This window comes from Aestuariibaculum suncheonense, from assembly GCF_014596935.1.
GTDB lineage: Bacteria > Bacteroidota > Bacteroidia > Flavobacteriales > Flavobacteriaceae > Aestuariibaculum > Aestuariibaculum suncheonense.
Map to the genome: position 1 here is coordinate 345,139 of NZ_JACVXC010000001.1, position 23,544 is coordinate 368,682.

Annotated in this window: 24 protein-coding genes and 2 tRNA genes; 16 read left to right on the forward strand and 10 right to left on the reverse strand. The window is 35.7% G+C overall.

Annotated features, from left to right (window positions below; all coding sequences use genetic code 11):
• Positions 1 to 37: 37 nt before the first annotated feature.
• Both ICJ84_RS01510 and ICJ84_RS01515 read right to left on the reverse strand, forming a co-directional pair.
• The gene (locus ICJ84_RS01510; RefSeq protein WP_188214598.1) at positions 38 to 1,726 is read right to left on the reverse strand and encodes a T9SS type A sorting domain-containing protein; all 1,689 of its coding nucleotides are present in this window, start codon (positions 1,724 to 1,726) and stop codon (positions 38 to 40) included.
• Positions 1,727 to 1,838: 112 nt separating this feature from the next.
• The gene (locus tag ICJ84_RS01515; protein ID WP_188214599.1) at positions 1,839 to 2,180 is read right to left on the reverse strand and encodes a T9SS type A sorting domain-containing protein; all 342 of its coding nucleotides are present in this window, start codon (positions 2,178 to 2,180) and stop codon (positions 1,839 to 1,841) included.
• Between the two features lie 209 nt (positions 2,181 to 2,389).
• Between ICJ84_RS01515 and ICJ84_RS01520 the strand changes: the two genes are divergently transcribed.
• Together ICJ84_RS01520 and ICJ84_RS01525 are read left to right on the forward strand one after the other, a co-directional pair.
• Positions 2,390 to 3,070 carry a response regulator transcription factor gene (locus ICJ84_RS01520; protein WP_188214600.1) on the forward strand — a complete coding sequence of 227 codons (681 nt, stop codon included), beginning with the start codon at positions 2,390 to 2,392 and terminating at the stop codon, positions 3,068 to 3,070.
• Positions 3,070 to 4,113, forward strand: coding sequence for a sensor histidine kinase (locus ICJ84_RS01525; protein WP_188214601.1), 1,044 nt, complete (start codon positions 3,070 to 3,072; stop codon positions 4,111 to 4,113). The genes ICJ84_RS01520 and ICJ84_RS01525 overlap by 1 nt, the downstream gene beginning before the upstream one ends.
• Here the strand turns inward: ICJ84_RS01525 and ICJ84_RS01530 are convergent.
• Complete coding sequence (locus ICJ84_RS01530) at positions 4,096 to 5,142, reverse strand: glycosyltransferase (RefSeq protein ID WP_188214602.1); 1,047 nt, start codon at positions 5,140 to 5,142, stop codon at positions 4,096 to 4,098. The genes ICJ84_RS01525 and ICJ84_RS01530 overlap by 18 nt on opposite strands.
• Before the next feature lie 111 nt (positions 5,143 to 5,253).
• Between ICJ84_RS01530 and trmB the strand changes: the two genes are divergently transcribed.
• The 8 genes from trmB to ICJ84_RS01570 all read left to right on the forward strand — a co-directional run bounded on the left by trmB (position 5,254) and on the right by ICJ84_RS01570 (position 9,857).
• Positions 5,254 to 5,928, forward strand: a complete 675-nt coding sequence (gene trmB / locus ICJ84_RS01535) for a tRNA (guanosine(46)-N7)-methyltransferase TrmB (protein ID WP_188214603.1) — start codon at positions 5,254 to 5,256, stop codon at positions 5,926 to 5,928.
• A gap of 2 nt (positions 5,929 to 5,930) precedes the next feature.
• Positions 5,931 to 6,560: a LysE family transporter gene (locus tag ICJ84_RS01540; protein ID WP_188214604.1), complete on the forward strand. Its 630-nt coding sequence runs from the start codon at positions 5,931 to 5,933 to the stop codon at positions 6,558 to 6,560.
• Position 6,561: 1 nt separating this feature from the next.
• Complete coding sequence (locus tag ICJ84_RS01545) at positions 6,562 to 6,891, forward strand: MGMT family protein (RefSeq protein ID WP_188214605.1); 330 nt, start codon at positions 6,562 to 6,564, stop codon at positions 6,889 to 6,891.
• A gap of 128 nt (positions 6,892 to 7,019) precedes the next feature.
• Positions 7,020 to 8,159: an Mrp/NBP35 family ATP-binding protein gene (locus ICJ84_RS01550; RefSeq protein ID WP_188214606.1), complete on the forward strand. Its 1,140-nt coding sequence runs from the start codon at positions 7,020 to 7,022 to the stop codon at positions 8,157 to 8,159.
• Complete coding sequence (locus tag ICJ84_RS01555) at positions 8,160 to 8,405, forward strand: NifU family protein (RefSeq protein ID WP_188214607.1); 246 nt, start codon at positions 8,160 to 8,162, stop codon at positions 8,403 to 8,405.
• Positions 8,406 to 8,592: 187 nt separating this feature from the next.
• Positions 8,593 to 8,922 carry a 2Fe-2S iron-sulfur cluster-binding family protein gene (locus ICJ84_RS01560; RefSeq protein ID WP_188214608.1) on the forward strand — a complete coding sequence of 110 codons (330 nt, stop codon included), beginning with the start codon at positions 8,593 to 8,595 and terminating at the stop codon, positions 8,920 to 8,922.
• A gap of 37 nt (positions 8,923 to 8,959) precedes the next feature.
• Positions 8,960 to 9,262: a hypothetical protein gene (locus ICJ84_RS01565; RefSeq protein WP_317173630.1), complete on the forward strand. Its 303-nt coding sequence runs from the start codon at positions 8,960 to 8,962 to the stop codon at positions 9,260 to 9,262.
• Positions 9,263 to 9,350: 88 nt separating this feature from the next.
• A complete protein-coding gene (locus ICJ84_RS01570) occupies positions 9,351 to 9,857 on the forward strand; it encodes a ferritin (protein WP_188214609.1) in 507 nt (168 codons plus the stop codon).
• Positions 9,858 to 9,917: 60 nt separating this feature from the next.
• Here the strand turns inward: ICJ84_RS01570 and ICJ84_RS01575 are convergent, their stop codons facing one another.
• The 4 genes from ICJ84_RS01575 to ICJ84_RS01590 all read right to left on the reverse strand — a co-directional run bounded on the left by ICJ84_RS01575 (position 9,918) and on the right by ICJ84_RS01590 (position 13,572).
• Positions 9,918 to 10,499, reverse strand: coding sequence for a c-type cytochrome (locus ICJ84_RS01575; protein WP_206688668.1), 582 nt, complete (start codon positions 10,497 to 10,499; stop codon positions 9,918 to 9,920).
• Positions 10,500 to 10,599: 100 nt separating this feature from the next.
• Positions 10,600 to 11,499 carry a metallophosphoesterase family protein gene (locus tag ICJ84_RS01580; RefSeq protein ID WP_188214610.1) on the reverse strand — a complete coding sequence of 300 codons (900 nt, stop codon included), beginning with the start codon at positions 11,497 to 11,499 and terminating at the stop codon, positions 10,600 to 10,602.
• 58 nt (positions 11,500 to 11,557) lie between these two features.
• On the reverse strand, positions 11,558 to 12,736 hold the full coding sequence (locus ICJ84_RS01585) for an acyl-CoA dehydrogenase family protein (RefSeq protein WP_188214611.1): 1,179 nt from the start codon (positions 12,734 to 12,736) through the stop codon (positions 11,558 to 11,560).
• 110 nt (positions 12,737 to 12,846) lie between these two features.
• Positions 12,847 to 13,572 (reverse strand): tRNA1(Val) (adenine(37)-N6)-methyltransferase, encoded by a 726-nt coding sequence (locus ICJ84_RS01590; RefSeq protein ID WP_188214612.1) that lies wholly within the window; start codon positions 13,570 to 13,572, stop codon positions 12,847 to 12,849.
• A 183-nt stretch (positions 13,573 to 13,755) separates the two neighbouring features.
• Here ICJ84_RS01590 and ICJ84_RS01595 point away from each other — a divergent pair, with 183 nt between their 5' ends.
• Entirely contained in the window at positions 13,756 to 14,202 is a 447-nt protein-coding gene (locus ICJ84_RS01595; protein ID WP_188214613.1) for a DUF2383 domain-containing protein, read from the forward strand.
• Between the two features lie 76 nt (positions 14,203 to 14,278).
• On the opposite strand, the gene rimM is transcribed toward ICJ84_RS01595, so the two are convergent.
• The 3 genes from rimM to ICJ84_RS01610 all read right to left on the reverse strand — a co-directional run bounded on the left by rimM (position 14,279) and on the right by ICJ84_RS01610 (position 16,588).
• Entirely contained in the window at positions 14,279 to 14,806 is a 528-nt protein-coding gene (gene rimM, locus ICJ84_RS01600; protein WP_188214614.1) for a ribosome maturation factor RimM, read from the reverse strand.
• Positions 14,807 to 14,901: 95 nt separating this feature from the next.
• A complete protein-coding gene (locus ICJ84_RS01605; protein WP_188214615.1) occupies positions 14,902 to 15,402 on the reverse strand; it encodes a 30S ribosomal protein S16 in 501 nt (166 codons plus the stop codon).
• A gap of 118 nt (positions 15,403 to 15,520) precedes the next feature.
• Positions 15,521 to 16,588: a lactonase family protein gene (locus ICJ84_RS01610; protein WP_188214616.1), complete on the reverse strand. Its 1,068-nt coding sequence runs from the start codon at positions 16,586 to 16,588 to the stop codon at positions 15,521 to 15,523.
• A 197-nt stretch (positions 16,589 to 16,785) separates the two neighbouring features.
• Between ICJ84_RS01610 and dnaE the strand changes: the two genes are divergently transcribed.
• The 5 genes from dnaE (at position 16,786) to ICJ84_RS01635 (ending at position 23,534) form a co-directional block, all read left to right on the forward strand.
• Positions 16,786 to 21,174, forward strand: coding sequence for a DNA polymerase III subunit alpha (dnaE, locus tag ICJ84_RS01615; protein ID WP_188214617.1), 4,389 nt, complete (start codon positions 16,786 to 16,788; stop codon positions 21,172 to 21,174).
• Positions 21,175 to 21,331: 157 nt separating this feature from the next.
• Complete coding sequence (gene trxA / locus ICJ84_RS01620; RefSeq protein WP_188214618.1) at positions 21,332 to 21,649, forward strand: thioredoxin; 318 nt, start codon at positions 21,332 to 21,334, stop codon at positions 21,647 to 21,649.
• Positions 21,650 to 21,744: 95 nt separating this feature from the next.
• The gene (locus ICJ84_RS01625) at positions 21,745 to 22,674 is read left to right on the forward strand and encodes a DUF58 domain-containing protein (protein WP_188214619.1); all 930 of its coding nucleotides are present in this window, start codon (positions 21,745 to 21,747) and stop codon (positions 22,672 to 22,674) included.
• Positions 22,675 to 22,753: 79 nt separating this feature from the next.
• Positions 22,754 to 22,827, forward strand: a tRNA-Asp gene (locus ICJ84_RS01630).
• Positions 22,828 to 23,460: 633 nt separating this feature from the next.
• Positions 23,461 to 23,534 (forward strand) — tRNA-Asp (locus tag ICJ84_RS01635).
• Positions 23,535 to 23,544 lie beyond the last annotated feature (10 nt).

Below are 23,544 nucleotides of genomic sequence, written 5' to 3' on the forward strand. Positions count from 1 at the left end.
ACCAAATGGTAGCGCTCTAAAATTTATAAAAAGGAAATTATTTAATAACTAATTTTTTTGTTGAGGTGGCGCCATCTTGACTGACTTTCATGATGTATACCCCGGCTTTTAATTCTGAAACATAAAGTTTATTATTATTAACAGCTTGTTTAAGGACTTGCTTGCCTAATAAGTCGAATACCTCAATATTCATGTTAGAAGTGATTTTCGAGGTAACATTTACATACCCTAATGATGTTGGGTTAGGGAACATGTTGAAACCTTCGATGTTGAAGTATTTGTTTGAAAGAGCTAATGGAGTAGCCGCTGTCCAAGAAGTTGTGATAATTAATTCATCCATTACAATGCTAGGGGTTTTTGTACTAGAATCCTGTCTAATTAAAAATTGAGTAAAGGTATTTCCTGATGAATTTGAAGCTTCACTTATATCAGGTGTAGGCTCAGTTTCTCCTAAGCTAGGGTTAATCCATGCATTTACTGTGTTGTTATCTATATCATAATTAAAAACGACAAATATAGTTTCGTCTAGCGTATAATCGGTTGTAGGGGTGTTGATTTGGCTTAGAGTAGCACCATTACTAATTCCTATTCTGTACGATGAACTGCTTGTTGGAGAAATCCAAAGACGAGATTCATAATCGCCACCATTTGTTCTTAGTACTGCAAAATAACCGTCAATAGAAGAAGCATCAAATGCTGTTACTTTTAGCATAAAAGCAGCATAAATCCTTCCGGATGATGTAGGAGTATAATCTAATACGGGATCTGTTCCGCTTCCATCAAATGTTATAGAGTTTCCTGTGCCATTTAAGGAGGCGTAAGATAAACTTCCGGATTGAATTATTACATCATCACCTGTAAAATAATTGGTCCAAGATGTTTGTGCTCCGAGGGCTTCATCGACAGTGTAATCAAAATGATCTATATAGGGTAAAGTCTGAACTTCGTATGTTGTAAATGTAATTGATGATGTGGCAGGTGAACTTAAAGCATCTCCATTGTTGTCTACAAGTTCCATGTTTATAGTATGAACACCATAACTTAAATTAGTTAAAGATATCGTGTTTGTGTCATACTTGTCAATTAAGCTGCCGGCGTCTAAAGAGTATTTTATGTAACCGTCCCCAGAGCTATTGGCAACATTGAAGTTCTGCACGCTAAAATCAATATCTATATTTTGAGAATTAATTAAACTAGATGTAGTTGGCGAAGTAATAACTATACTAGGAGAAGCCTTGGCAACAACTCTGAAGTTATCCACTATAATTGTAGAGGAATTAGTAAAGCCAGTATTATCGTAAAATCTTAATCCAAATTCAACACTAGATGTACTTGTAGCAATATATTCATAAGAGACTGTTTGCCATTCGCCAACTAATGTTTCGTTTGAATAATTTTGATATGTTTCAGCGTAAATTCTAGCTCTACTAAGGGCATCAACTTGGTATATTTGAACAGAAACAGTATATGTTGTTCCTGCAATAACGTTAACACTTTGTCTGAAATCAGTTATGCCTTGATCTGTAGTGGTTATTTCAAATTTTGCCGAGTAAGTTCCTTCAGCAATTGTTGTCGTTTCTTGAGTAATTGTTGTGCCAGATTCAGAGTTCCAAGTGTCTAAAATTCCTCCAGTCCAACTTTCAAAATCACCATTAACAATTAGGTTTTGCCCAAAAGAAAGGGAAGTAACCAAAAGTGTAAAAAATAAAAAGTAAAGTTTTTTCATGTTACGTAAGATTAATTATACAATAAGATGTACTAAAATTACGTATTAATTTATAAAAACCTGTAAAGCAGCGTGTTAAAATTATTTTTTTAACCGAGATATAACAATTTGTTTACCTAATTACTAATTTACGAGTTTCGCTAATGTTGTTTTCGGTAACTTTTAAAATGTAAACCCCTTTGTTTAAATTTGAGATATTTAATTCTTTTCCGGTAAGCATAGTGGTGTAAATACGCTTTCCTAAAACATCAAAAAATTCAATTTTTTTAGTCAGGTTTTGTTTTGTAGTGATGTAAATGTAGGTTTTGCCGCTGCTAACCGGATTTGGGTAAATAGATAAGTTCTCTATAGTTTGTTGAATAGGATTCCCAATAGCTTTATTTTGTCCCCAGTTTGACTGACTGGTAAACAATGCTAAAGAAAATAGTAAAATTAAAACGTAGTTTTTTTTCATAGGTGCCATTCAACATTGTAAATTTAAGAAATTATCGCAAAAGTGATGCCAAAAATTAGTTAAAGAAACCCGCTTTTGGTCGAAAACTTTAAGAATATGTAATCTATTTGTTATCTTAGTGTTATTAAATTTAGGTTTAGTTATCAGTTCTGGTATTAGTTTTATCTTTGACTCAGAAATCAAAAAAGTATCCCACATACTGTATAAATATGAATAAAAAAGACATCAAAATATTACTTGTAGACGACGAACCGGATATCTTGGAAATTGTTGGATATAACTTAACAAGTGAAGGCTATCAAGTGATAACTGCCGAGAATGGTCAGGAGGGTGTAAAGAAGGCTAAAAAGGAATTACCTCACCTAATCATTTTAGATGTTATGATGCCGGAAATGGATGGAATTGAAGCTTGTGAACTTATTAGGAAACATCCCGATTTACAAAATACTTTAGTGGTGTTTTTAACTGCCAGAGGAGAAGATTATTCGCAAGTTGCAGGTTTTGATGCCGGTGCCGATGATTATATAACAAAACCTATTAAACCAAAGGTTTTAGTAAGTAAAGTGAAAGCTCTATTACGTCGATTTAAAGATGAAGAAGCTGCCGATATGGTAAAATTAGGAAGCTTAACAATAAACAGAGACGAATACAAAATTACATCAAAAGGGAAAGAGATTATCTTACCAAGAAAAGAATTCGAATTATTATCTTTACTAGCATCAAAGCCAGGAAAGGTTTTTAAACGCGATGAAATTTTAGATACCGTTTGGGGAAATGAAGTTGTTGTTGGTGGTAGAACCATTGATGTTCATATTCGTAAACTTCGTGAAAAAATTGGAGACGATAGTTTTAAAACCATTAAAGGCGTTGGTTATAAGTTTGTAGATTAATGCAACCAAAATTTAAAAAATCATATAAATTTGCGGTAATTACATCGCTATATATAACAGGATTTATAACGCTCTTAACGAGTGTTTTTTTATATATTTATTATTCTTTCAGCTTTTGGTATATCTTGCTTTTAGCCTTAGGTACTTATGTATTTGCTTTTGTAATGATTCAGTCGCGTTTAGAACGTTTCATCTATAAACGAGTTAAGAAAATATACGACGACTTAACTCTGCTAGAATCCACAAGTTTAACCAAGCGCACAATCACAACCGATATGCAAACCTTAACCGAAGAAATTGATAAGTTTGCTCGTGATAAGAAAATAGAAATCGAATCGCTTAAGGTGCGAGAGAATTACCGAAAAGAGTTTTTAGGAAATGTGTCGCATGAGTTAAAAACGCCTTTGTTTACAGTTCAGGGTTATATTTTAACCTTATTGGATGGGGCTATGGAAGATAAAAACCTACGTGAAAAATATCTGGAACGAGCCAGTAAAGGCGTAGAACGTTTAGGTTATATCATTAAAGATTTAGATATGATTACTAAACTTGAGGTTGGTGATTTAAGTTTAAATGTTGAGGTGTTCGATATTGTTGAATTGGTAAAAAGTGTCTTCGATATGTTAGAGATGAAAGCTTCTAAGAAGAAAATAACTTTAACCTTCGATCGTGTTTACACCGAACCTATTTATGTTAGAGCCGATAAGGAACGTATTCAACAGGTGCTCATTAATTTGGTTGTAAATTCCATTAAATACGGAAACGAAAAAGGGACAACCGAAATTAGTGTTGAAAACCTGATAAAAAATAAAGTGATCGTTCGTGTAACCGACAACGGAGAAGGTATTGCGAAAATGCACTTACCGCGTTTGTTTGAGCGTTTTTATCGCGTCGATAAAAGTGGGTCACGTAAAGAAGGAGGTTCTGGTTTAGGACTTTCCATAGTGAAACATATCATAGAAGCCCATGACGAAAAAATCTATGTAGAAAGCGAATTTGGCGTAGGAAGTGAGTTTTCATTCACATTAGAAAAGGTTAAATAAACTTTTAAATTCGACTTCAAAGTCGAAAGCTGTTAAGCCTTTGAAGTTGGCAATTGTTTCTAATTTATCAATAGTAAATTTTTCCTGTTGACAACTAGGTACCAAACCTTCTTCTGTTAAACGCGTCGCTAAATATTCCTGTTCAAATTGTCCGGGTGTTGGAATAAAAAAAGCTTTTTTGTTCAGTTTAGCTAAATCCATAACCGTTGTGTAACCTGATCGTGATATAACTAAAGCACTTTCGTTTATGGTTTTTTCTAGCAATTCCGAAGTCATAAAGTTGTAAACCGTTATGTTATTGAATTGTTTTTTGGTTTGTTTGGGTTGCATCAAACCTTTTACGAAAACCACCTTACCATTGAAATTTTTCAGTTCATAAAGTAATTTGTCTTCCAGTAAGGTACGTTGTGGTTCTGGTCCCGACAGTAAAACCATTAAATCGTTTTTAAACGGGACTTCTTTTTTTTCAAATCGGCTTAACGGCCCAATATATTCGGTTGGTATCTCAAAAGTGTCTACGTGGCCTAGCTTTCCGCTTAAATTAACCTTGTCACTTGTATCTGGTACCCAGCATACATTGAATTTTTTAATAAATTTTTCATGTATTTTTGTGCTAAGCCATGTTGTAGAACCACTTAATACTTTTAGTTGATGTGTAATGAAAACAGAAGGCACTGCTTTGTTGTAAACCCCTAATCTGTTGTCTGAGATAATTCCCGAAATGTCATAAGTTTTTACAATACTTTCAATCGCTTTTTTTTCGTTATAAATAGCTTGTAGTAAGCGCGGTGAATCTTTCAGAAGTTTTAATTTGAAGAACTTTCCGTTTTTAGCATAAGTCACGTTGTATGGAGGTAATTCAACATGTGTAAGCTTTGGGAATTCTTTTTTTAACAGTGAAAGCGCAACGCCATCACTCGCAATAATGGTTTCAAAACCATTAGCAGATAACGCCTTTATAATAGGGATGCATCTTGTGGCATGACCCAAGCCCCAATTTAAGGGCGCGACTAAAATTCGTTTTTTCATTAAAATCAAAGGTATGTATATAAACGCTCTCGTATATTTCCTTAATTTTACCAAATATTTATTTTCTTCTTAATTGAAGGATATTAACAACACTAAAAATAGTAATTATCTGTGGGAAGCAAGAACAAACTAAGACGTTTTAGAGAGAACGAAACGTTTTCAAATGTGTATCAACCAACACGTGACGAATTGGTGAATGAGGAGTATGAGTTTAAGGGCAACTGGAATAAAAATGTTTTTAAAAATGATAACCCACTGGTTTTAGAGTTAGGTTGTGGAAAAGGGGAATATTCGGTGGCTTTAGCACAACGTTATCCGAATAAAAATTTTATCGGCATTGACATAAAAGGAGCTCGTTTTTGGCGTGGAGCTAAAACTGCTGTGGAAGAAAATATTCCTAATGTTGCTTTTTTACGTACCCAGATAGAGCTTATCGACCATGCTTTTGGTGCAAATGAAGTTGATGAAATCTGGATTACTTTCCCAGATCCGCAAATTAAATATAAGCGCACCAAACACCGTATGACGAATGCTGAGTTTTTAGCACGTTACAAGAAAATTTTAAAGGAAGATGGTGTGGTAAATTTAAAAACCGATAGCGAATTTATGCACGGTTATACATTAGGTTTGTTGCATGGTGCTGGTCATGAAGTTTTATATGCTAATCACAATGTGTATAAACAAGAAGGAAGCCCTGAAGAAGTTACCAGTATTCAAACGTTTTACGAATCGCAATATTTAGAACAAAACAAAGCAATTACGTATATTCGATTTAAAATTAAGTAGTTGTGAATATTACGGTTATCTTTTTTTTGGGCTTAATTATTTCGTTGGTGGGCGTAATTCCGCCAGGGTTGTTAAATATGACAGCTGCCAAAATTAGCCTTAAAGAAGGGCATACACGAGGTATTATGTTTTCGGTTGGAGTTTGTGTCATCGTATTGGTGCAAACCTATATAGCTTCGGTATTTGCAAGGTATTTAAGTATGAATACCGAAGTGGTCGATATTCTTCAACGGGTGGCGTTTGTCATCTTCGTGTTGATAACGATTTACTTTTTATTCGTCGCCAAGAAGGATCCTAAAGAAGTCGCAGAGTTTGAAATGCGCAGCAAGCGCAGTCGCTTTTTTCAAGGTATGTTTATGTCGGTTATCAATGTATTTCCGATTCCATATCAGGCCTATATGACGATAACTTTAGCATCCATTGGTTGGTTAACGTTCGATCAGATTGATATTTTGACTTACGTAATGGGTACAGCTATGGGAACTTTTGTTATGCTGTACATCTACATGTTTTTCTTCGATAAAATTAAAGACAAACCGATAACCTCTCAAAAAAGTATGAACTACCTAATTGGTAGTATTACAGGAGTCATTTCTATAGTTACTTTGGTAAACATCATTAAAGAACTGTAATATGAAACCGGAAACCTTGAATTTTTTCGATAAAGTTTACGAGGTTGCCAAGCAAATTCCATTTGGTAGAGTAACCAGTTACGGAGCTATAGCTACCTATCTTGGTGCTGCCAAAAGTTCGCGAATGGTAGGTTATGCCATGAATGGTTCTTCAGGAAAGGATGTTCCAGCGCATCGTGTGGTGAATAGAAAAGGACTGTTAACGGGAAAGCAACATTTCGATGGTACTAATTTAATGCAACAGCTTTTAGAGAGTGAAGGTATAAAAGTAGTGGACAATCAAATTCAGGATTTCGAAAGTGTTTTCTGGAATCCTTCAGAAGAATTATAAAAACGGTTTATAGTATTCATAAATTATCGTTAAATATAATTCAGCAATAAATCATTTCAATGGCTAGGGCTTTATAATCTGAACAATTCACAGTATATTTGTAGCCTTAGAATAAATCTAAATAGCGCATGAAGCTTAATAAAAAAGACATACTTAAAGCACTGGAATCTATAACAGTACCAGGTGAAGGACAAAACATGGTTGAAAGCGGAGCCGTAACCAACGTGGTTGTTTTTGGCGATGAGGTAGTTGTAGATATCACAATAAAAAATCCGAGTTTACAAGCTAAAAAACGTACCGAGGTGGATATTTTAAAAACGATTCACGACTTGGTTTACGAAAAAGCTAAAATTAAGGTGAATGTAAAGGTAGATGCACCTGAAAAACCGAAAGCGAACGTTATTAAAGGAAACCCGATTCCGGGAATTCAGAATATAATAGCCGTAGCTTCGGGTAAAGGTGGTGTAGGGAAATCTACGGTGACAGCCAATTTAGCGGTAACCCTTGCTAAAATGGGCTTTAAAGTTGGTGTTTTAGATGCCGATATTTACGGGCCATCCATTCCAATTATGTTCGATGTTGAAGCTGGAAGACCTTTAGCGGTTAACGTAGATGGAAAATCGAAAATGAAGCCGATTGAAAACTACGGCGTTAAAGTCTTGTCCATCGGGTTCTTTACGCAGCCTAATCAAGCGGTAGTATGGCGTGGGCCTATGGCTGCAAAAGCATTAAATCAAATGATTTTTGATGCTCATTGGGGCGAATTAGATTTCTTATTATTAGACTTGCCTCCGGGAACTGGAGATATCCACTTAAGTATCATGCAATCGCTTCCAATTACAGGAGCCGTTGTGGTGAGTACACCTCAAAATGTGGCTTTAGCCGATGCTAAAAAAGGTGTGGCTATGTTCCAACAGGATAGTATTAGTGTGCCAGTATTAGGAATCATTGAAAATATGGCTTATTTTACACCAGAAGAATTGCCAAATAATAAATACTATATTTTTGGTAAGGAAGGGGCAAAAAATTTAGCAACGGACTTAGACGTGCCGTTTTTAGGTGAATTACCATTGGTGCAAAGTATTCGTGAAGCAGGCGATGTTGGTCGTCCGGCAGCATTACAAACGGCGACACCATTAGAGAAGGCCTTTGAAAAGATTACACAAAATGTGGTTCAGGAAGTAGTAAGACGTAATGAAGATTTACCTCCTACTGAAGCAATTAAAATAACAACGATGGCTGGATGTTCAGCAGTTAAAACTAAATAAATGACATCAGAAGAAGTTAGACTTAATGTCGAAAAAGCGTTAGACGAAATTCGTCCATTTTTACAAAGTGATGGTGGCGATATTTCATTGTTGTCTATTGAAGATAACGATACCCTTGTAAAAGTTCAGTTACAGGGTGCTTGTGTGGGCTGTAGCGTAAACCAAATGACTTTAAAGTCGGGTGTGGAGATGACTATCAAAAAGCATGCGCCGCAGATCGAAAAAGTGGTTAATATTGCGGTTTAATCGAAGTTTTTACTTTAAAGCATTCAATTAAAACCGGAATTTTATAAAAAAGGAATAGAAAAAAATAAAGAATTTTAGTGATTCTTTATTTTTTTTGTTTTTCCTAGTAATTCAATAGGAAAAGATTTGTAGATTCATTTTTAGCATTAAATTTGCTGAGAATTTTTGATTTATACACAAAGATAACATGAGTGACATTAATATAAAGATAACAGATAGAGATGGTGTAACACACGATGTAGTGGCGCCAACAGATATGGCCATGAATTTAATGGAAGTGGTACGTAGCTACGAATTGGCTCCAGAGGGAACCATTGGAATTTGTGGGGGTATGGCTATGTGTGCCTCTTGTCAATGTTATGTGTTAAGTGATACCGAATTGCCGGAAATGAGTGATGACGAAGAAGCGATGTTATCTGAAGCCTTCGATGTAAAAGATAATAGTCGTTTAGGATGTCAGATTCAAATGACACCGGATATGGATGGTCTTGAAGTTGAATTAGCTCCTGAAAGTTAATTTTTATTTATTCTAAATAAGTCTTATATTTGCCATCGTGAATTTAGAAATGGATACAAATATTGGCTATCAGATTAAGCATCTTACCTTTTGTAAGTATGCTTTAAAAACTCCTAATAAAACAATTGCTTTAAGCTTTCCTCAAATGCTTGAGCTACGTCGTAAAATTAATGAATTAACAAGCTATAGTTCTTTAACTAACATTGTTAATAACGATAATTTTGTGTTGCTTTTTGTGGCCGATAAAGAGCATTTAATCTTCTTAGAAATTCCTCAATTATTAGTTTTAAAAGAAGAAATAGATTTGCTTTTTCATACACCTGTTTCACTTTTCGTGTGAAATTTTAAGCTTATTTAGACTTTTTTTAAATTCTATACATTCGCTTTAACAGTTTTATTTTATTGTAACTTTGTGTAAAAGCGCAATTATGAACACAATAGTTAGAAAACAAATGTCTATTCATCCAGATGTGATGGACTTATTAAATAATCAAATAGCGATGGAAATGAAAGCTTCGGCTTCATACCTTGCTATGGCTTCTTGGTGTGACCAACGCGAATTGTTAAATAGTAAGGCTCTTTTTTACAAACAGGCAGAAGAGGAAAGAGAACACGCAATGAAGATTTTCGAATTTATTAATGATAACGGCGGGGCCGCGATTTCCCCTAATGTTACCAATGTAAATAATGATTTTGAAAGTTTACTTTCTATTTACGAAACTGCTTTAGAGCAAGAAATAAGTGTTACTCAATCAATATTTAAAATTTTTAAAGCAGCTAGAAAAGCTGATGATTTTATTACCGAAGTATTTTTACAATGGTTTATTTCAGAGCAAGCTGAAGAAGAAGATAATTTTAGAAGTATTTTAGATATTTTTGGTTTAATGGAAGGTATGCCATTAAAAATGATAGATGAAAGAATTCCAACGGAATAAGAATTAAATATTTGAAAAAAAACGCTCCAACAAAAGGAGCGTTTTTTATGTTGGATAGGTTTACATTACTGGAGGAATTGGTGCAGGAACCACATTGTCTACTGATGGTAAACTTTTTAAATAGGCAAAAATGGCACTAAGGTCTTCGTTGGTAAGTTTAGCAAAATCTTGCCAAGGCATGGGAGGTAATAGCATTCTGCCACCGTCTTGTCCTTTTAGTTTGCCTTCCCTAATCGATTTTACAAACTGAGTTTCTGTCCAAGCTCCAATACCACTATCATCTGGAGTGAGGTTAGCTGCAAACGAAGTGCCCCAGGGACCGGTAAAAGCTGTAAAGCCCATAGAGAATAGAGCGTAACCTTTGGCTGTTTCTTTGTCGTACGGAGGCAAAACTTCATCAGCAGGATGTCCCGAAAGTAGACGATTAGAATCAGGAACGGGACCATGATCCGTCATGATTTTAGGTGAATGACAATGGTGACAGCCTCCCAAATCTACAAGGTATTCACCACGTTCAACAAGATTGATAGGTTCTTGTTCTACCATTTCTATTTCTTTTTCTGTTGTTTTCTTCTCAGTTTGAGAGTTACAGGAGTAAGCGAGTATGCTCACTACGGTGAGTAGTAAAATTTTAGATTTCATAGAGTATTAGTTGGTTGGTGATTATAGTAAAGTTAATGAATTTAACAATACGATAATTAAAAGAATCACAAAGTGGTAATTTTTGTTTGTTGTAAATGAGTTAGTTAGGTGAGTAGTCTGTTAGTTTTCTCGGGCCTTCAAGAACAACTCTTACAATTTGAAGAAAACCATTTTCATTGGTTTCGATAAGCCATTTTATTAAGGTTATATTTCCATTTTCAATTTCAATCCCGGTTATACATCTGGGGTGTACGCAGCTACCGTCGTTAAAAAACGGGATGTCTCCAGGTTCAGGAAATCTAGGTCGGTGCGTATGTCCGGCAATAGTAATACGATTGTTGTTTTCGGTTATCCATGTTTTGGTTCGACGTTCTACTTTAATAAGCTCCTTATTGTTTTTAGCCGGACGGGTAGGGTCTGATATCCCCATGACGTTTAACGGTTTCCAAAGGATACGAACCAAAAAGCGACTCCACTTCCAAAAGGTATAATTCCACGGATCGGCTTGATGGCCGTGGGTAAGAAACAATTCTTGTCCTGTTTTGCTGTGTTTTAAAATAATACCTTCATGATATTTTAAATCATTAAGTAAGGTTTTGTCTTGTCCTGCTTCTGTATCAAAATAGGTTTCCAAATGTTTTTTAACATAATTCGGATTTCTATAGACCATATCGTGGTTGCCCCAAATCATGTGTAAACGTTGTTGCTGATGAAACTGTTTCATGAGCATGTACACATTTTTGTGTGCTTCGAAAATAGAGGAGAAAGACAGGTTTTCCCAAAGTTCATCGCCATCACCAAGCTCGCAATACTGAAAGCCTTCAGCATAATAATGTTTTAGCGCGTGAAAGTAAATGTTGCGGTTATTGGCGAAGTCGTCGGCAAAGCTATTATCGCCACGGTGGCAGTCACTAAAAAGAATAAATTTACTGCTATCATCAAAGCTGATGATTTTAGCAGTATTATGGGCATTATCTAATCTTTTTTTTGTTGAAAACATTGTAGTAAATGTAAACAAATTAAAGATATGATTTATTCAAATTTTGATTACCGTAAGTCTATTTAAAAGCATTTAATCCGGTAATATCTAATCCGGTAATGAGTAAATGAATGTCATGGGTGCCTTCGTAAGTGATGACACTTTCAAGGTTCATAGAATGTCTCATAATAGAATATTCGCCAGTAATGCCCATACCGCCTAACATTTGTCGGGCTTCGCGAGCAATATTAATAGCCATTTCCACATTATTGCGTTTGGCCATTGATATTTGTGCTGAGGTAGCTTTACCTTCATTTTTTAATACACCCAAGCGCCAGGTTAAGAGTTGAGCTTTGGTAATTTCGGTAATCATTTCGGCTAGTTTTTTTTGTTGTAATTGAAACTGACCAATAGGTTTGCCAAACTGAATGCGTTCTTTGCTGTATCGTAAGGCGGTATCATAGCAATCCATAGCAGCTCCAATAGCTCCCCATGCAATACCGTAGCGAGCGGAATCTAAACAACCTAGCGGAGCACCTAATCCTGATTTATTAGGTAGCAAATTTTCTTTAGGAACTTTTACATTATCAAAAATAAGCTCACCAGTAGCACTGGCACGAAGCGACCATTTATTATGAGTTTCTGGAGTAGAAAAACCTTCCATGCCACGTTCTACAATTAAGCCATGAATACGGTCGTCTTCATCTTTAGCCCAAACGACAGCCACTTGTGCAAATGGGGCATTGCTAATCCACATTTTGGCACCGTTAAGCAAGTAGTGGTCTCCCATATCTTTAAAATTGGTAACCATACCTCCAGGATTACTGCCATGGTCGGGTTCGGTTAAACCAAAGCACCCCATCCATTCGCCACTTGCTAATTTAGGTAAGTATTTTTGACGTTGTGCCTCGTTACCATATTTCCAGATGGGATACATAACCAAACTTGATTGAACGGAAGCTGTACTGCGAACACCAGAATCTCCTCGTTCTATTTCCTGCATGATTAAACCATACGAAATCTGATCTAACCCAGCACCGCCATATTCAACCGGAATATAAGGGCCGAAAGCCCCAATTTCAGCTAAACCAGTAATAATTTGTTTAGGGAATTCGGCTTTTTGAGCGTAATCTTCAATTATAGGAGAAACGTCGCGTTTTACCCAGGCCCGAGCCGCATCGCGAACTAATTTATGTTCATTACTTAACAGCTCGTCTAAATTGTAATAATCGGGAGCTTCAAATACATCTGGTTTCATCAAATTTGAGTTTTAAAAGATTTTCAAAAGAAAATTTTCAATGATATCCTTCTTTTTTTATGAAATCATCATTTTATGTTCTCAAATTTAAATAAATCTTATTTAGATAACTACATTTTTAAGTAGAAATCTTTGGTAAGATTGATGTAGGCTTCGGTGTATTGATGACGTTCGGTTTCGATGATTAATTCTATTTTTTCTATGTTTTCAGCATGATTTTCAGCAAATGAAAAGTTTAGAAGACTGCGTTTAAATTCTGTTTCAGGATTGCCTTTGACGTTAAGTATTTTGGTAGGATATAAATTGTAGTTAGAAGCTAAGTCGATAAATGAGTTTTCTTCTTTATAAGGAATGATAACACAAAACTCTCCGGTTTCCGATAGTAATTTAGAAACGCTTTCAATCAAATGTTCGAAAGGCATCGCATCACTAAACCGTGCTAGATCGCGCTGTTCGTTTTCAGATTTATAATCTTCGGAATAGAAAGGCGGGTTTGAAAGGATCAAGTCGTATTTATCTTCAATTTCATCGGCAAATTCTTCTAAGGAAGCATGATAGCAAAACAGACGATCTCCCCAAGGTGATTGTTCAAAATTGTCAACACATTGTTCATAAGCGGCATCATCAATTTCTAAGGCATCAATAATTTCGGCAGAACTTCTTTGGGCAAGCATCAGCCCAATAACGCCGGTACCGGCACCAATATCTAAAATTGAAAACGGATTGTTTTCAATTGAAGCCCAGGCGCCTAAAAGGACACCGTCGGTGCCAACCTTCATGGCACATTGGTCTTGGTGAATGGTAAATTCTTTAAAAGTAAAAGGCTTGTTAGACATGCTTAAAATGTTAAAAAAATTAAGAAGTACGTGATTAAAATCGGATAAAATGCAGCCAAAAATACTAAACTGTGTTAAAATAATAAGCTAATTTTTATTTAAGTGGTAATTTTGTCTGCTATGTGAAGAATAGACACACTTGTTTTTTTAAGGGGTGTTTATAATGAAAAAGAAAAGATTGTTATGAATTCAGGAAGAGTTTTTTATAAAGTTAATGAGCTGTTGATTTTTAATAGTGGCGTTGAAAAAGTGTATTTAGAAGCTTATGATTCTGTTAAAAATGAAGATTTAAAAGCATTTTTTAATGAACGCGCTTTTGAAAGAAATCAGTTTACAAAAGATTTAAAAGCAGAGATGGAAAGTATTGAAGAGAAGTCTCAGCAATCGGCCGGATTAAGTACAAATTTCTACGAGATTTGGAGAAATTTTAGAAACTTAGTCTTAATGGATAACGAAAACGGTTTGTTAAATGAAGTTTACCGTTTAAAGGAAGTAAGTATTGAAATGTATAATCAATTGCTTATGGAGCCAAATTTACCTTTGTCGGTTTGTAAACTTTTAGGAAAGCAACGTGACAGTATTCAAGCCGCAATGAACATGATGAAACGCGATCTTACTTTAGTTTACTAAATGTAGTTAAGTAGTTTTAATTAAAAAAGCGCGACTAAATAAAATTTAGTCGCGCTTTTTTATGTTTTTAAGAGTGTTATTCTAAGTATAAATCGATTAATCCTTCAGGGGTATCTACAATAATGGTTTTATTGTCGCGATCTACTTTTACAATGAATTCATCATTCATCGGGATTAAAATATCTTTACCGTTATTTTCAACTTCAAAAAGAGACTGGGCAGTAGAATCGTTTATGGCAACTATTTTCCCAACGGTTCCATAATGTTTGTCTTGCATTGTAAATCCTATAACCTCATGAAAATAGAATTTATTACCTTCCAGTTTTGGTAGTAAATCAAGCGGTAAATACACTTCAGTTTTCACTAAAGCATCGGCATCGGCTTCGGTTTCAACATCTTCAAACTGTACACGTAGTAAATCGGATTTATGAAGCTGAGAGCTTTCTACAAAAAACGGAATTAACGTGTGGTTTATATCCAGAAACATGGCGTCTAAATTTTCGTATAAATCCGGTTGATCGGTGTCTAGTTTGATTAATAATTCGCCTTTAAAACTGTATTTTTTTACAATTTTACCTAAATAAAAGCAGTCTTCTTTTTTCATTTTTTTGAGATGTTAAGTGTTATAAGAGAACACTTTTTTGCATAAAAAACTCCGATAGAAGCTATCGGAGTTTAAAAGTATAAAAAAATAGTTTTTTATTCTTCTTCGTTTGAAGCTTCTACTTCTTCAGCTGGAGCTTCTTCAACAACAGGAGCTTTGGCAGCAATACGAGCTTCGTTTGCAGCTTTTTCAGCTTCTAATGCTTTAGCTTTAGCGTCAGCTTCAGCTTGAGCTAAACCGTCAGTTTTAGCACCAACCTTAGCAGCTTTAGCGTCAACCCAAGCTTGGAACTTAGCTTCTGCTTGCTCTTCAGTTAAAGCACCTTTTCTAACACCGCCAACTAAGTGATTCTTTAATAAAGCACCTTTGTAAGATAAGATAGCTTTAGCAGTATCAGTTGGTTGAGCACCGTTTTGTAACCAAGTTACAGCACCGTCTACATTTAAATCAATAGATGCAGGGTTAGTGTTTGGATTGTAAGTACCTAATTTTTCTAAGTATTTACCATCTCTTTTAGCACGCGAATCAGCGGCTACGATCCAATAAAAAGGTTTTCCTTTTTTACCGTGTCTTTGTAATCTAATTTTTACTGGCATAATAATTAATTATTTGAGGTTCTCGACCTCGGTTATTAATGAGGGTGCAAAGATACTATATTTTTTGATTAAGCAACACTTTATGTTGTTTTTTAAATAGTTGTTTTTCAGAAGGTTTTTAGAATAATAAGCAAACGGGGCTTGGCGCATTAAATGAATTTGAAAATTTAAGTTTGCCGTTCTTTTTATTGATATTAAAAATACTAATGTTATTTGTGCGTCTGTTACCTACTAAAAGAAAATTCCCGGTAGGATCTATGGTGAAATTTCTTGGCCAGTCGCCTTCCACCGAAATGTTTTGAATTTTTTTAAGTTTTCCAGTAGTGTGATGTCTTTTGAATACAACAATGGAGTTTTCTCCACGGTTAGAGCCGTATAAAAATTGCTCGTCAGGACTTAAGTGGATATCGGCGCAATAACTTTCGCCTTTAAAGTCATCATCTAAAGTAGAAATATGTTCTACGAGTTTGAAGCCTTTATTAGTGTGTTTTGCTACTGTAATACTGCTGTTTAACTCATTAATAATGTAGAAGAATTTATGGTCTTTAGTCACTGTAAAATGCCTTGGACCTGCATTGGGTTGCATGCTAACAATAGATTCTGTTTTTAGTTTATAACCATCTCCAATGTCATTTTTTTGATACTTAAAAACCGAATTTCTTCCTAAATCGGCGACAAATAAATGGTTGTCAATAAACTGTGCGGAATGCGCATGCGATACGGCTTCATCTGTACTTTGCTTAAAAACCTGTAAGGCTTCAGTAAGGCTCCCGTCTGAGTTAATGTCGTACAAAGCTATGGTTCCACCGCCATAGTTAGAAACGACAAGTTTTGTTCCTTCACTGTTAACAGCGACGTGGCAAGGACTTGCACCGTGGCTGTCGACGCTGTTTATAAGTTGTAAATAGTTATCGTTTTTAATTCTGAATGCAGAAACAATACCGTCACCTTCTCGACAAGTAGCATATAGATAATTTCTGTTAGGAGAAAAGGCCAGAAAAGAAGGGCTTTCAGCTTTAGTAATTAATTTTGAGTCGCTTAAAGTTCCTTGGATGGTGTCGAATTGAAGTTTATAAATGCCTTCGCTCTTACCATCGGTAAAGGTACCCAGATACATGTCTATGTTTTGAGAAAAGCTTAAAGTAACCTGAAAAAGGATAAAAAGTAGACTAAAAGTTAGTTTCATATTCGAGGTGTTTTTATTTCAAAAATAGGGTTTAAATTGAGTTTATTCAAATGAAAATAAATAAGATACACTATTAAAGATTTTGTTGTTTACAACTCGTGATAAATTCACTTTATTTTAGATGAATTTCTATGTATTTTTATCCACTAAGACTGGTTTTTATAATCGGTTTATTCACAATAAAATAAACTTTCAGGATGTACTTAATTTTCGATACAGAAACCACAGGTTTACCAAAACGATGGGATGCACCCATAACTGATACCGATAATTGGCCACGTTGTATACAAATTGCATGGCAGTTACATGATGGTATGGGAAATTGTATTGATCATCAGGATTATCTGGTGCAACCAGAAGGATTCAATATTCCCTATGATGCAGAGAAAGTTCATGGTATTTCTACCGAATTGGCTCAGGAGCAAGGTGTGCCTTTAGTGGAAGTTCTTGAAAAGTTTAATGAGGTACTGGGTAAGACCAAATTCATTGTCGGACAAAACGTAAAGTTCGACTTGAATATTATGGGAGCCGAATTTGTTCGTGGCGATATGGCAAACATATTGCAGGAACTTCCTGTGTTAGATACCTGTACTGAACACACCGCTGAATTGTGTCAGATTCCCGGAGGTCGTGGAGGTAAATTTAAGTTACCAACACTTACCGAGTTACACGAATTTTTATTCAAGCAGCCTTTTGCCGAAGCGCATAACGCAACAGCCGATGTTGAGGCAACCACACGTTGTTTCTTAGAGTTAATTCGTTTAGAAGAATTTACAAGGGAGGAGTTAGATGTTGAGGAGGATTACTTTCAGAATTTTAAAGAAACCAATCCGAAAGAGATAGAACTTATCGGATTAAAGCATATTAACCTGAAACAGGAAAGTGCTAAGATTCGTGAGCGTTTAAAAAAAGCTGAAGGAACTCAGATTTCTTCCGAAGAGATCAAGCAAAATATTTCCGATTTAAAGGATGTTGAGTTTGCACATTTACATAACCATTCGCAATTTTCTATTTTACAGTCAACTATTAGTATTCCGGCCTTGGTAGCCGAAGCAGCAAAGCACAATATGCCGGCGGTAGCCTTAACCGATCATGGAAATATGATGGGGGCGTTCCACTTTGTTAAAGCGGTCAGTGCCCATAACAAGTCGGCTCAGGCTAAAATTGCTGAAGCACAGGAGAAAGGTGAAACTACCAATGTTAAAGAGATTAAACCTATTATTGGTTGTGAGTTTTTTGTTTGTGAAGATCATAAAGATAAGACCCGAAAAGATAACGGGTATCAGGTGGTTTTACTGGCTAAAAATAAAAATGGATATCATAACATGGCTAAGTTATCATCGCATGCCTTTGTTGACGGATTTTACTATGTGCCACGTATTGATAAAAAGCTAATAGAGCAGTACAAGGAAGATATTATGGTGCTTACCGGTAACTTGTATGGTGAGGTGCCAAGTAAGGTGTTGAATGTTGGTGAAAATCAAGCGGAGGAAGCATTGCTTTGGTGGAAAGAGCAGTTTGGCGACGATTTGTATATCGAAATCATGCGTCATAATCAGGAAGATGAAAACCGAGTAAATACGGTATTAATCGACTTTGCTAAAAAGCATGATGTTAAATTAATTGCTACCAATAATACCTATTACTGTGAAAAAGGCGATGCCAATGCGCACGATATTTTATTGTGTGTAAAAGATGGTGAAAAGCAGGGGACACCGATTGGTCGTGGCCGTGGGTATCGATATGGATTACCTAATCAGGAATACTACTTTAAGTCCTCGGAAGAGATGAAGACTTTGTTTAAAGATGTGCCTGAAGCAATTAGCAATATTCAAGAGGTGATTGATAAAGTAGAATCTTTTGAATTAGCTCGTGATGTCTTGCTTCCGGCCTTTGGGATTCCTGATGAATTTAAACATGATGAAGATTTAGTTGATGGTGGTAAACGCGGTGAGAATGCCTATCTACGTCATTTAACTTACGAAGGAGCTAAAAAGCGTTATGGAGACCCGTTAAGTGAAGAAGTTATCGAGCGTTTAGACTTCGAGTTAGCCGTAATTGAAAATACAGGATATCCGGGCTACTTCTTGATTGTAGAAGATTTTATTCGTGAAGCCCGAAATATGGACGTGTCGGTTGGGCCAGGCCGTGGTTCGGCTGCTGGTTCGGTGGTAGCCTACTGCTTATGGATTACCAATATCGACCCAATGAAGTACGATTTGCTTTTTGAGCGTTTCTTAAATCCTGATCGTATTAGTATGCCCGATATCGATATCGACTTCGATGATGAAGGACGAAGTCGTGTTATGGATTATGTAATCAAGAAATACGGAGCCAATCAGGTAGCGCAAATTATTACTTACGGTACTATGGCGGCGAAGTCCTCCATTCGTGATACGGCACGTGTACTGGATTTACCGTTATTTGATGCTGATAGGATTGCCAAGTTAATTCCGAATATGTCTAAGCTGAATAAAATTTTTGCTTTAGATGAAAAAGGATTGGCTGAAAAATTTAGAGCTGAAGAATTAGAAAAAGTCAACGAACTTTTAAATATAGCCGATGGGGAAGGTCTCGATTCTGAAACCGTAAATCTGGCAAGAGTGCTTGAAGGTTCTGTGCGTAATACAGGTATTCACGCCTGTGGTGTAATTATAACACCTGACGATATTACGAAGTTCGTTCCTGTTTCGGTAGCGAAAGACTCCGATTTATATGTTACCCAGTTCGATAACTCGGTAGTTGAGGAGGCGGGGCTTCTAAAAATGGACTTCTTGGGGTTAAAAACATTAACCCTGATTAAAGATACCGTTAAGATTGTAAAAGCGAAGCATGGCATTTTGCTCGATCCGGAGAATTTTCCGTTAGATGATGAAGAAACCTACGCGCTGTTCCAAAGAGGAGAAACGGTTGGGGTATTCCAATACGAGTCACCCGGAATGCAAAAACACCTTCGTGATTTAAAACCAACGGTTTTTGAAGATTTAATTGCGATGAACGCCTTGTATCGTCCAGGTCCAATGGAATATATTCCATCGTTCGTTCGAAGGAAGCACGGTGATGAAGAAATCGAGTACGATTTACCAGCCATGGAAGAATACCTAAAGGAAACGTATGGTATTACCGTGTATCAGGAGCAGGTAATGCTTCTGTCTCAAAAGTTAGCCGACTTTACCAAGGGTGAGGCCGATATGCTTCGCAAGGCGATGGGTAAAAAGCAGATTGCCGTACTGGATAAAATGAAACCTAAGTTTATCGATCAGGCGAGTGCCAATGGTCATGATGCAAAGGTTCTGGAAAAGGTTTGGAAAGACTGGGAAGCTTTCGCAAGTTATGCCTTCAATAAATCGCACTCGACATGTTATGCTTGGATTGCTTACCAAACGGCGTATTTAAAAGCACATTACCCGGCGGAATATATGGCAGCCGTGCTTTCTAACAATATGAACGATATTAAACAGGTTACTTTTTTCATGGAAGAGTGTAAGCGTATGAAACTGGATGTATTGGGACCTGATGTAAACGAGTCGTTCTACAAGTTCTCGGTAAATAAAGATAATGCAGTGCGTTTTGGTATGGGAGCGATTAAAGGTGTTGGTCAGGGAGCGGTTTTAACTATTGTTGAAAACCGTAAAAAGGACGGACATTTTAAATCTATTTTCGATTTTGCGAAACGAATCGATTTACGAGCAGCTAATAAAAAAGCTTTTGAAAACTTGGCATTAGCCGGAGGATTTGATTGTTTTAAAAACACACATCGAGCACAGTATTTTCACGATGAAGGCGACGGTATTACCTTTTTAGAAAAAGCGATTCGTTATGGTAGTAAACATCAGGAAAATGAAAATTCAGCGCAGGTAAGTTTATTTGGCGAAGCCAGTGAAGTACAGATAGAAGAACCTCAAGTGCCCCCTTGCGAAGAGTGGGGCACAATGGAGAAACTGGCGAAAGAGAGAGAGGTGGTTGGTATTTATATTTCCGGGCATCCACTGGATGATTTCAGAATTGAGTTAAACACTTTCTGTAATGCCAATTTGAGTTTCTTTAATACTTTAGAGCCTTACGTTAATCGGGAATTGGTGTTTGGCGGCGTTGTTACCGATGTGCAACACCGTGTAAGTAAACAAGGTAAAGGCTGGGCGATGTTTACGGTTGAAGATTATACTGATAGTTTTGAGTTTAGAATTTTTGGTGAAGAGTATCTAAAATTTAGGCACTTCTTAATGCATAATAACTTTGTGTTTGTAAAGACGTTTATTCGCGAAGGTTGGGTTAATAAAGATACCGGAAAGAAAAGTGAACCGCGATTACAGTTCAATAATTTCCAGTTGCTTCATGATGTAATGGAGAGTTATGCTAAAAAGCTTTCCATACAATTAGAGATTGGTGATTTAAAAGAGAGTACTATTTTGAGGCTTAAAGAATTAATCGATATGCATCCCGGAAATCAAACTTTGAATTTTGTGGTTTACGATAATAATGAAAAAATAAAATTACATATGGCAAGCCGACGCCAAAAAGTAAAAGTGTGTCAGGAATTAATCAGCGAGCTTGAAAGCGAACATGTAAGGTTTAAGTTGAATTAGAGACTTTTTTATAGGGTAAATGCTATAGGATAAAATGTTAAAATAGCCTTAAACAATTCAGCTATAAGTAAAACAAATTGTTAGTTTGCAAGCTATAGTGGTTTTTTTAACTAATTTTGTAGTATTAAAATAGTATACAAATTAAAACATAAATATTATGGCATTAGAAATAACAGATGCAACGTTTGAAGAAACGGTATTAAAAAGCGATAAACCAGTTATGGTTGATTTTTGGGCTGCTTGGTGTGGACCTTGTAGAATGGTAGGGCCAATCATCGAACAAATTAGCGAAGAGTACGAAGGTAAAGCGGTAGTAGGAAAAGTTGATGTTGATGCTAACCAAGAATTTGCTGCTAAATATGGAGTGCGTAACATTCCAACAGTATTAGTATTCCAAAACGGAGAAGTAGTAGGAAGACAAGTTGGTGTAGCGCCTAAAAATGCATATACTGATGCGATTGATTCGCTTTTATAGTCTATAATACATAAAGATTATACAAAAAGGTTTGCTAGTAATGGCAAACCTTTTTTATTTTAGGTAAATCTTTTAAAATGATGCGCTAAAAACAAATGAATTTACAAAACGAACTTAATAAAGCAGAAGGTTTTAAAAACTTAGAATTACTGGCTAAACAGGTTGTAGAAGGATTTATTGCCGGAATGCATAAAAGTCCGTTTCATGGGTTTTCTGCAGAGTTTGCCGAGCATAAAATTTACAATCAAGGCGAAAGCACACGACATATCGACTGGAAGTTGTTTGCTAAAACTGATAAGTTATACACTAAGCGTTACGACGATGAAACGAATTTACGCTGTCATATTATTATAGATAATAGTAGCTCGATGCATTATCCAAGTATGACAAACTTTTCTATTCATCATTTAAATAAAATTGCATTTTCCGCTTTGGCATCTGCATCCTTAATGGGAATTTTAAAAAAACAACGCGATGCGGTCGGTTTGAGTATTTATAGTGATGCTTACGATTATTATGCGCCAGAAAAAGGAAGTGAACGTCATCATCAAATGTTATTAAATCAGTTGTCGGCAATGGTAACTCAAAAGCCAGTAAACCGAAAAACAGATACCTATACCTATTTGCATCAAATAGCCGAAAAAATACACAGACGCTCTTTAATATTTTTATTTACCGATATGTTTCAGGCTATGGAAGACCCTAATAAGTTATTTGAAGCGCTGCGACATTTAAAATACAATAAGCATGAAGTGATTTTATTTCATGTGTTCGATAAGGAAAAGGAGTTGTTGTTTAATTTCGATAATAAACCTAAGCGTTTTGTAGATGTTGAAACCGGTGAATTTATAAATTTATATGCCGATACAATAAAGCATAATTATAACGATGCCGTGAGTGCATTTTTTAAAGAGGTACAGTATAATTGTTTGAAATACAATATTAAATATGTTGAGGTCGATGTGAATGCAGACTTTAATAATGTACTCATGACCTATATGGTCGAACGAAAGAAGTTTGCTTAGGTGGAAAATTGAAAAAAAATAAAAAAAATGTTTGCGGTAAACAAAAAGGCTTGTATATTTGCAACCGCAATACAGCAACGGTCTGGTAGTTCAGTTGGTTAGAATGTCGCCCTGTCACGGCGAAGGTCGCGGGTTCGAGTCCCGTCCAGACCGCAACATTGCAGAGAAGCTCTAAGAGATTAGGGCTTTTTTTGGCACTATAAAGAAGTTGTGTTGTCCCAATGCAAATTGGGAGTAGTAGTGATTACCAAAGTTTTTTGGTGTTCCAATGAAAGGCTTTCCTTTTTTCTTAACAGAAAATCGGGATGCTTTTTTGTTTTTAGAGCAAATATTTCCAGGCTTTTAATTTCTTTTTATATTTTTTAGCTAAACATAAGTAAATGAATATTGGAGAATATATCAAGATTATTGGATGTATTATGTTTTCAAATATAATAGAAAAGGCATTATTAGTCCATTTAGAGATTATTACAGCAAATAATATTCCTATAGAGAAAAACAGGATTAGGAGTATAATGTAATATAATAATATTTTGAATAAATTCTTCATTTATAATTGTAAGGAACTCCTTTTAAAGTTTAGATCTTGATAAAACAGGCTGTTCTTAATAACAAACGGATTAACCAAGTATCTGTTATATAACTGTTATTTACTCGTGTTATGAATTTGAAAGGTCTTTTATTTTTTATCACATTAAGTGTTTTAATTATTGTTCTTTAAAAAAAAAACAAAAAATATTATTATATATTAAAAAGTATTGTATATTTGCACCCGCAATACGCAACGGTCTGGTAGTTCAGTTGGTTAGAATGTCGCCCTGTCACGGCGAAGGTCGCGGGTTCGAGTCCCGTCCAGACCGCAACATTGCA

Excerpts from the sequence above, each read along its gene's own strand:
- ICJ84_RS01610 (WP_188214616.1), bottom strand. The coding sequence starts at position 16,588 with ATGAAACTAACTTTTAGTCTACTTTTTATCCTTTTTCAGGTTACTTTA.
- ICJ84_RS01520 (WP_188214600.1), top strand. The coding sequence starts at position 2,390 with ATGAATAAAAAAGACATCAAAATATTACTTGTAGACGACGAACCGGAT.
- ICJ84_RS01560 (WP_188214608.1), top strand. The coding sequence starts at position 8,593 with ATGAGTGACATTAATATAAAGATAACAGATAGAGATGGTGTAACACAC.
- ICJ84_RS01570 (WP_188214609.1), top strand. The coding sequence starts at position 9,351 with ATGAACACAATAGTTAGAAAACAAATGTCTATTCATCCAGATGTGATG.
- ICJ84_RS01585 (WP_188214611.1), bottom strand. The coding sequence starts at position 12,736 with ATGAAACCAGATGTATTTGAAGCTCCCGATTATTACAATTTAGACGAG.
- ICJ84_RS01550 (WP_188214606.1), top strand. The coding sequence starts at position 7,020 with ATGAAGCTTAATAAAAAAGACATACTTAAAGCACTGGAATCTATAACA.
- dnaE (WP_188214617.1), top strand. The coding sequence starts at position 16,786 with ATGTACTTAATTTTCGATACAGAAACCACAGGTTTACCAAAACGATGG.
- ICJ84_RS01625 (WP_188214619.1), top strand. The coding sequence starts at position 21,745 with ATGAATTTACAAAACGAACTTAATAAAGCAGAAGGTTTTAAAAACTTA.
- ICJ84_RS01515 (WP_188214599.1), bottom strand. The coding sequence starts at position 2,180 with ATGAAAAAAAACTACGTTTTAATTTTACTATTTTCTTTAGCATTGTTT.
- ICJ84_RS01555 (WP_188214607.1), top strand. The coding sequence starts at position 8,160 with ATGACATCAGAAGAAGTTAGACTTAATGTCGAAAAAGCGTTAGACGAA.
- ICJ84_RS01580 (WP_188214610.1), bottom strand. The coding sequence starts at position 11,499 with ATGTTTTCAACAAAAAAAAGATTAGATAATGCCCATAATACTGCTAAA.
- ICJ84_RS01525 (WP_188214601.1), top strand. The coding sequence starts at position 3,070 with ATGCAACCAAAATTTAAAAAATCATATAAATTTGCGGTAATTACATCG.
- ICJ84_RS01595 (WP_188214613.1), top strand. The coding sequence starts at position 13,756 with ATGAATTCAGGAAGAGTTTTTTATAAAGTTAATGAGCTGTTGATTTTT.
- ICJ84_RS01510 (WP_188214598.1), bottom strand. The coding sequence starts at position 1,726 with ATGAAAAAACTTTACTTTTTATTTTTTACACTTTTGGTTACTTCCCTT.
- rimM (WP_188214614.1), bottom strand. The coding sequence starts at position 14,806 with ATGAAAAAAGAAGACTGCTTTTATTTAGGTAAAATTGTAAAAAAATAC.
- ICJ84_RS01530 (WP_188214602.1), bottom strand. The coding sequence starts at position 5,142 with ATGAAAAAACGAATTTTAGTCGCGCCCTTAAATTGGGGCTTGGGTCAT.
- ICJ84_RS01575 (WP_206688668.1), bottom strand. The coding sequence starts at position 10,499 with ATGAAATCTAAAATTTTACTACTCACCGTAGTGAGCATACTCGCTTAC.
- ICJ84_RS01545 (WP_188214605.1), top strand. The coding sequence starts at position 6,562 with ATGAAACCGGAAACCTTGAATTTTTTCGATAAAGTTTACGAGGTTGCC.
- trxA (WP_188214618.1), top strand. The coding sequence starts at position 21,332 with ATGGCATTAGAAATAACAGATGCAACGTTTGAAGAAACGGTATTAAAA.
- ICJ84_RS01605 (WP_188214615.1), bottom strand. The coding sequence starts at position 15,402 with ATGCCAGTAAAAATTAGATTACAAAGACACGGTAAAAAAGGAAAACCT.
- ICJ84_RS01590 (WP_188214612.1), bottom strand. The coding sequence starts at position 13,572 with ATGTCTAACAAGCCTTTTACTTTTAAAGAATTTACCATTCACCAAGAC.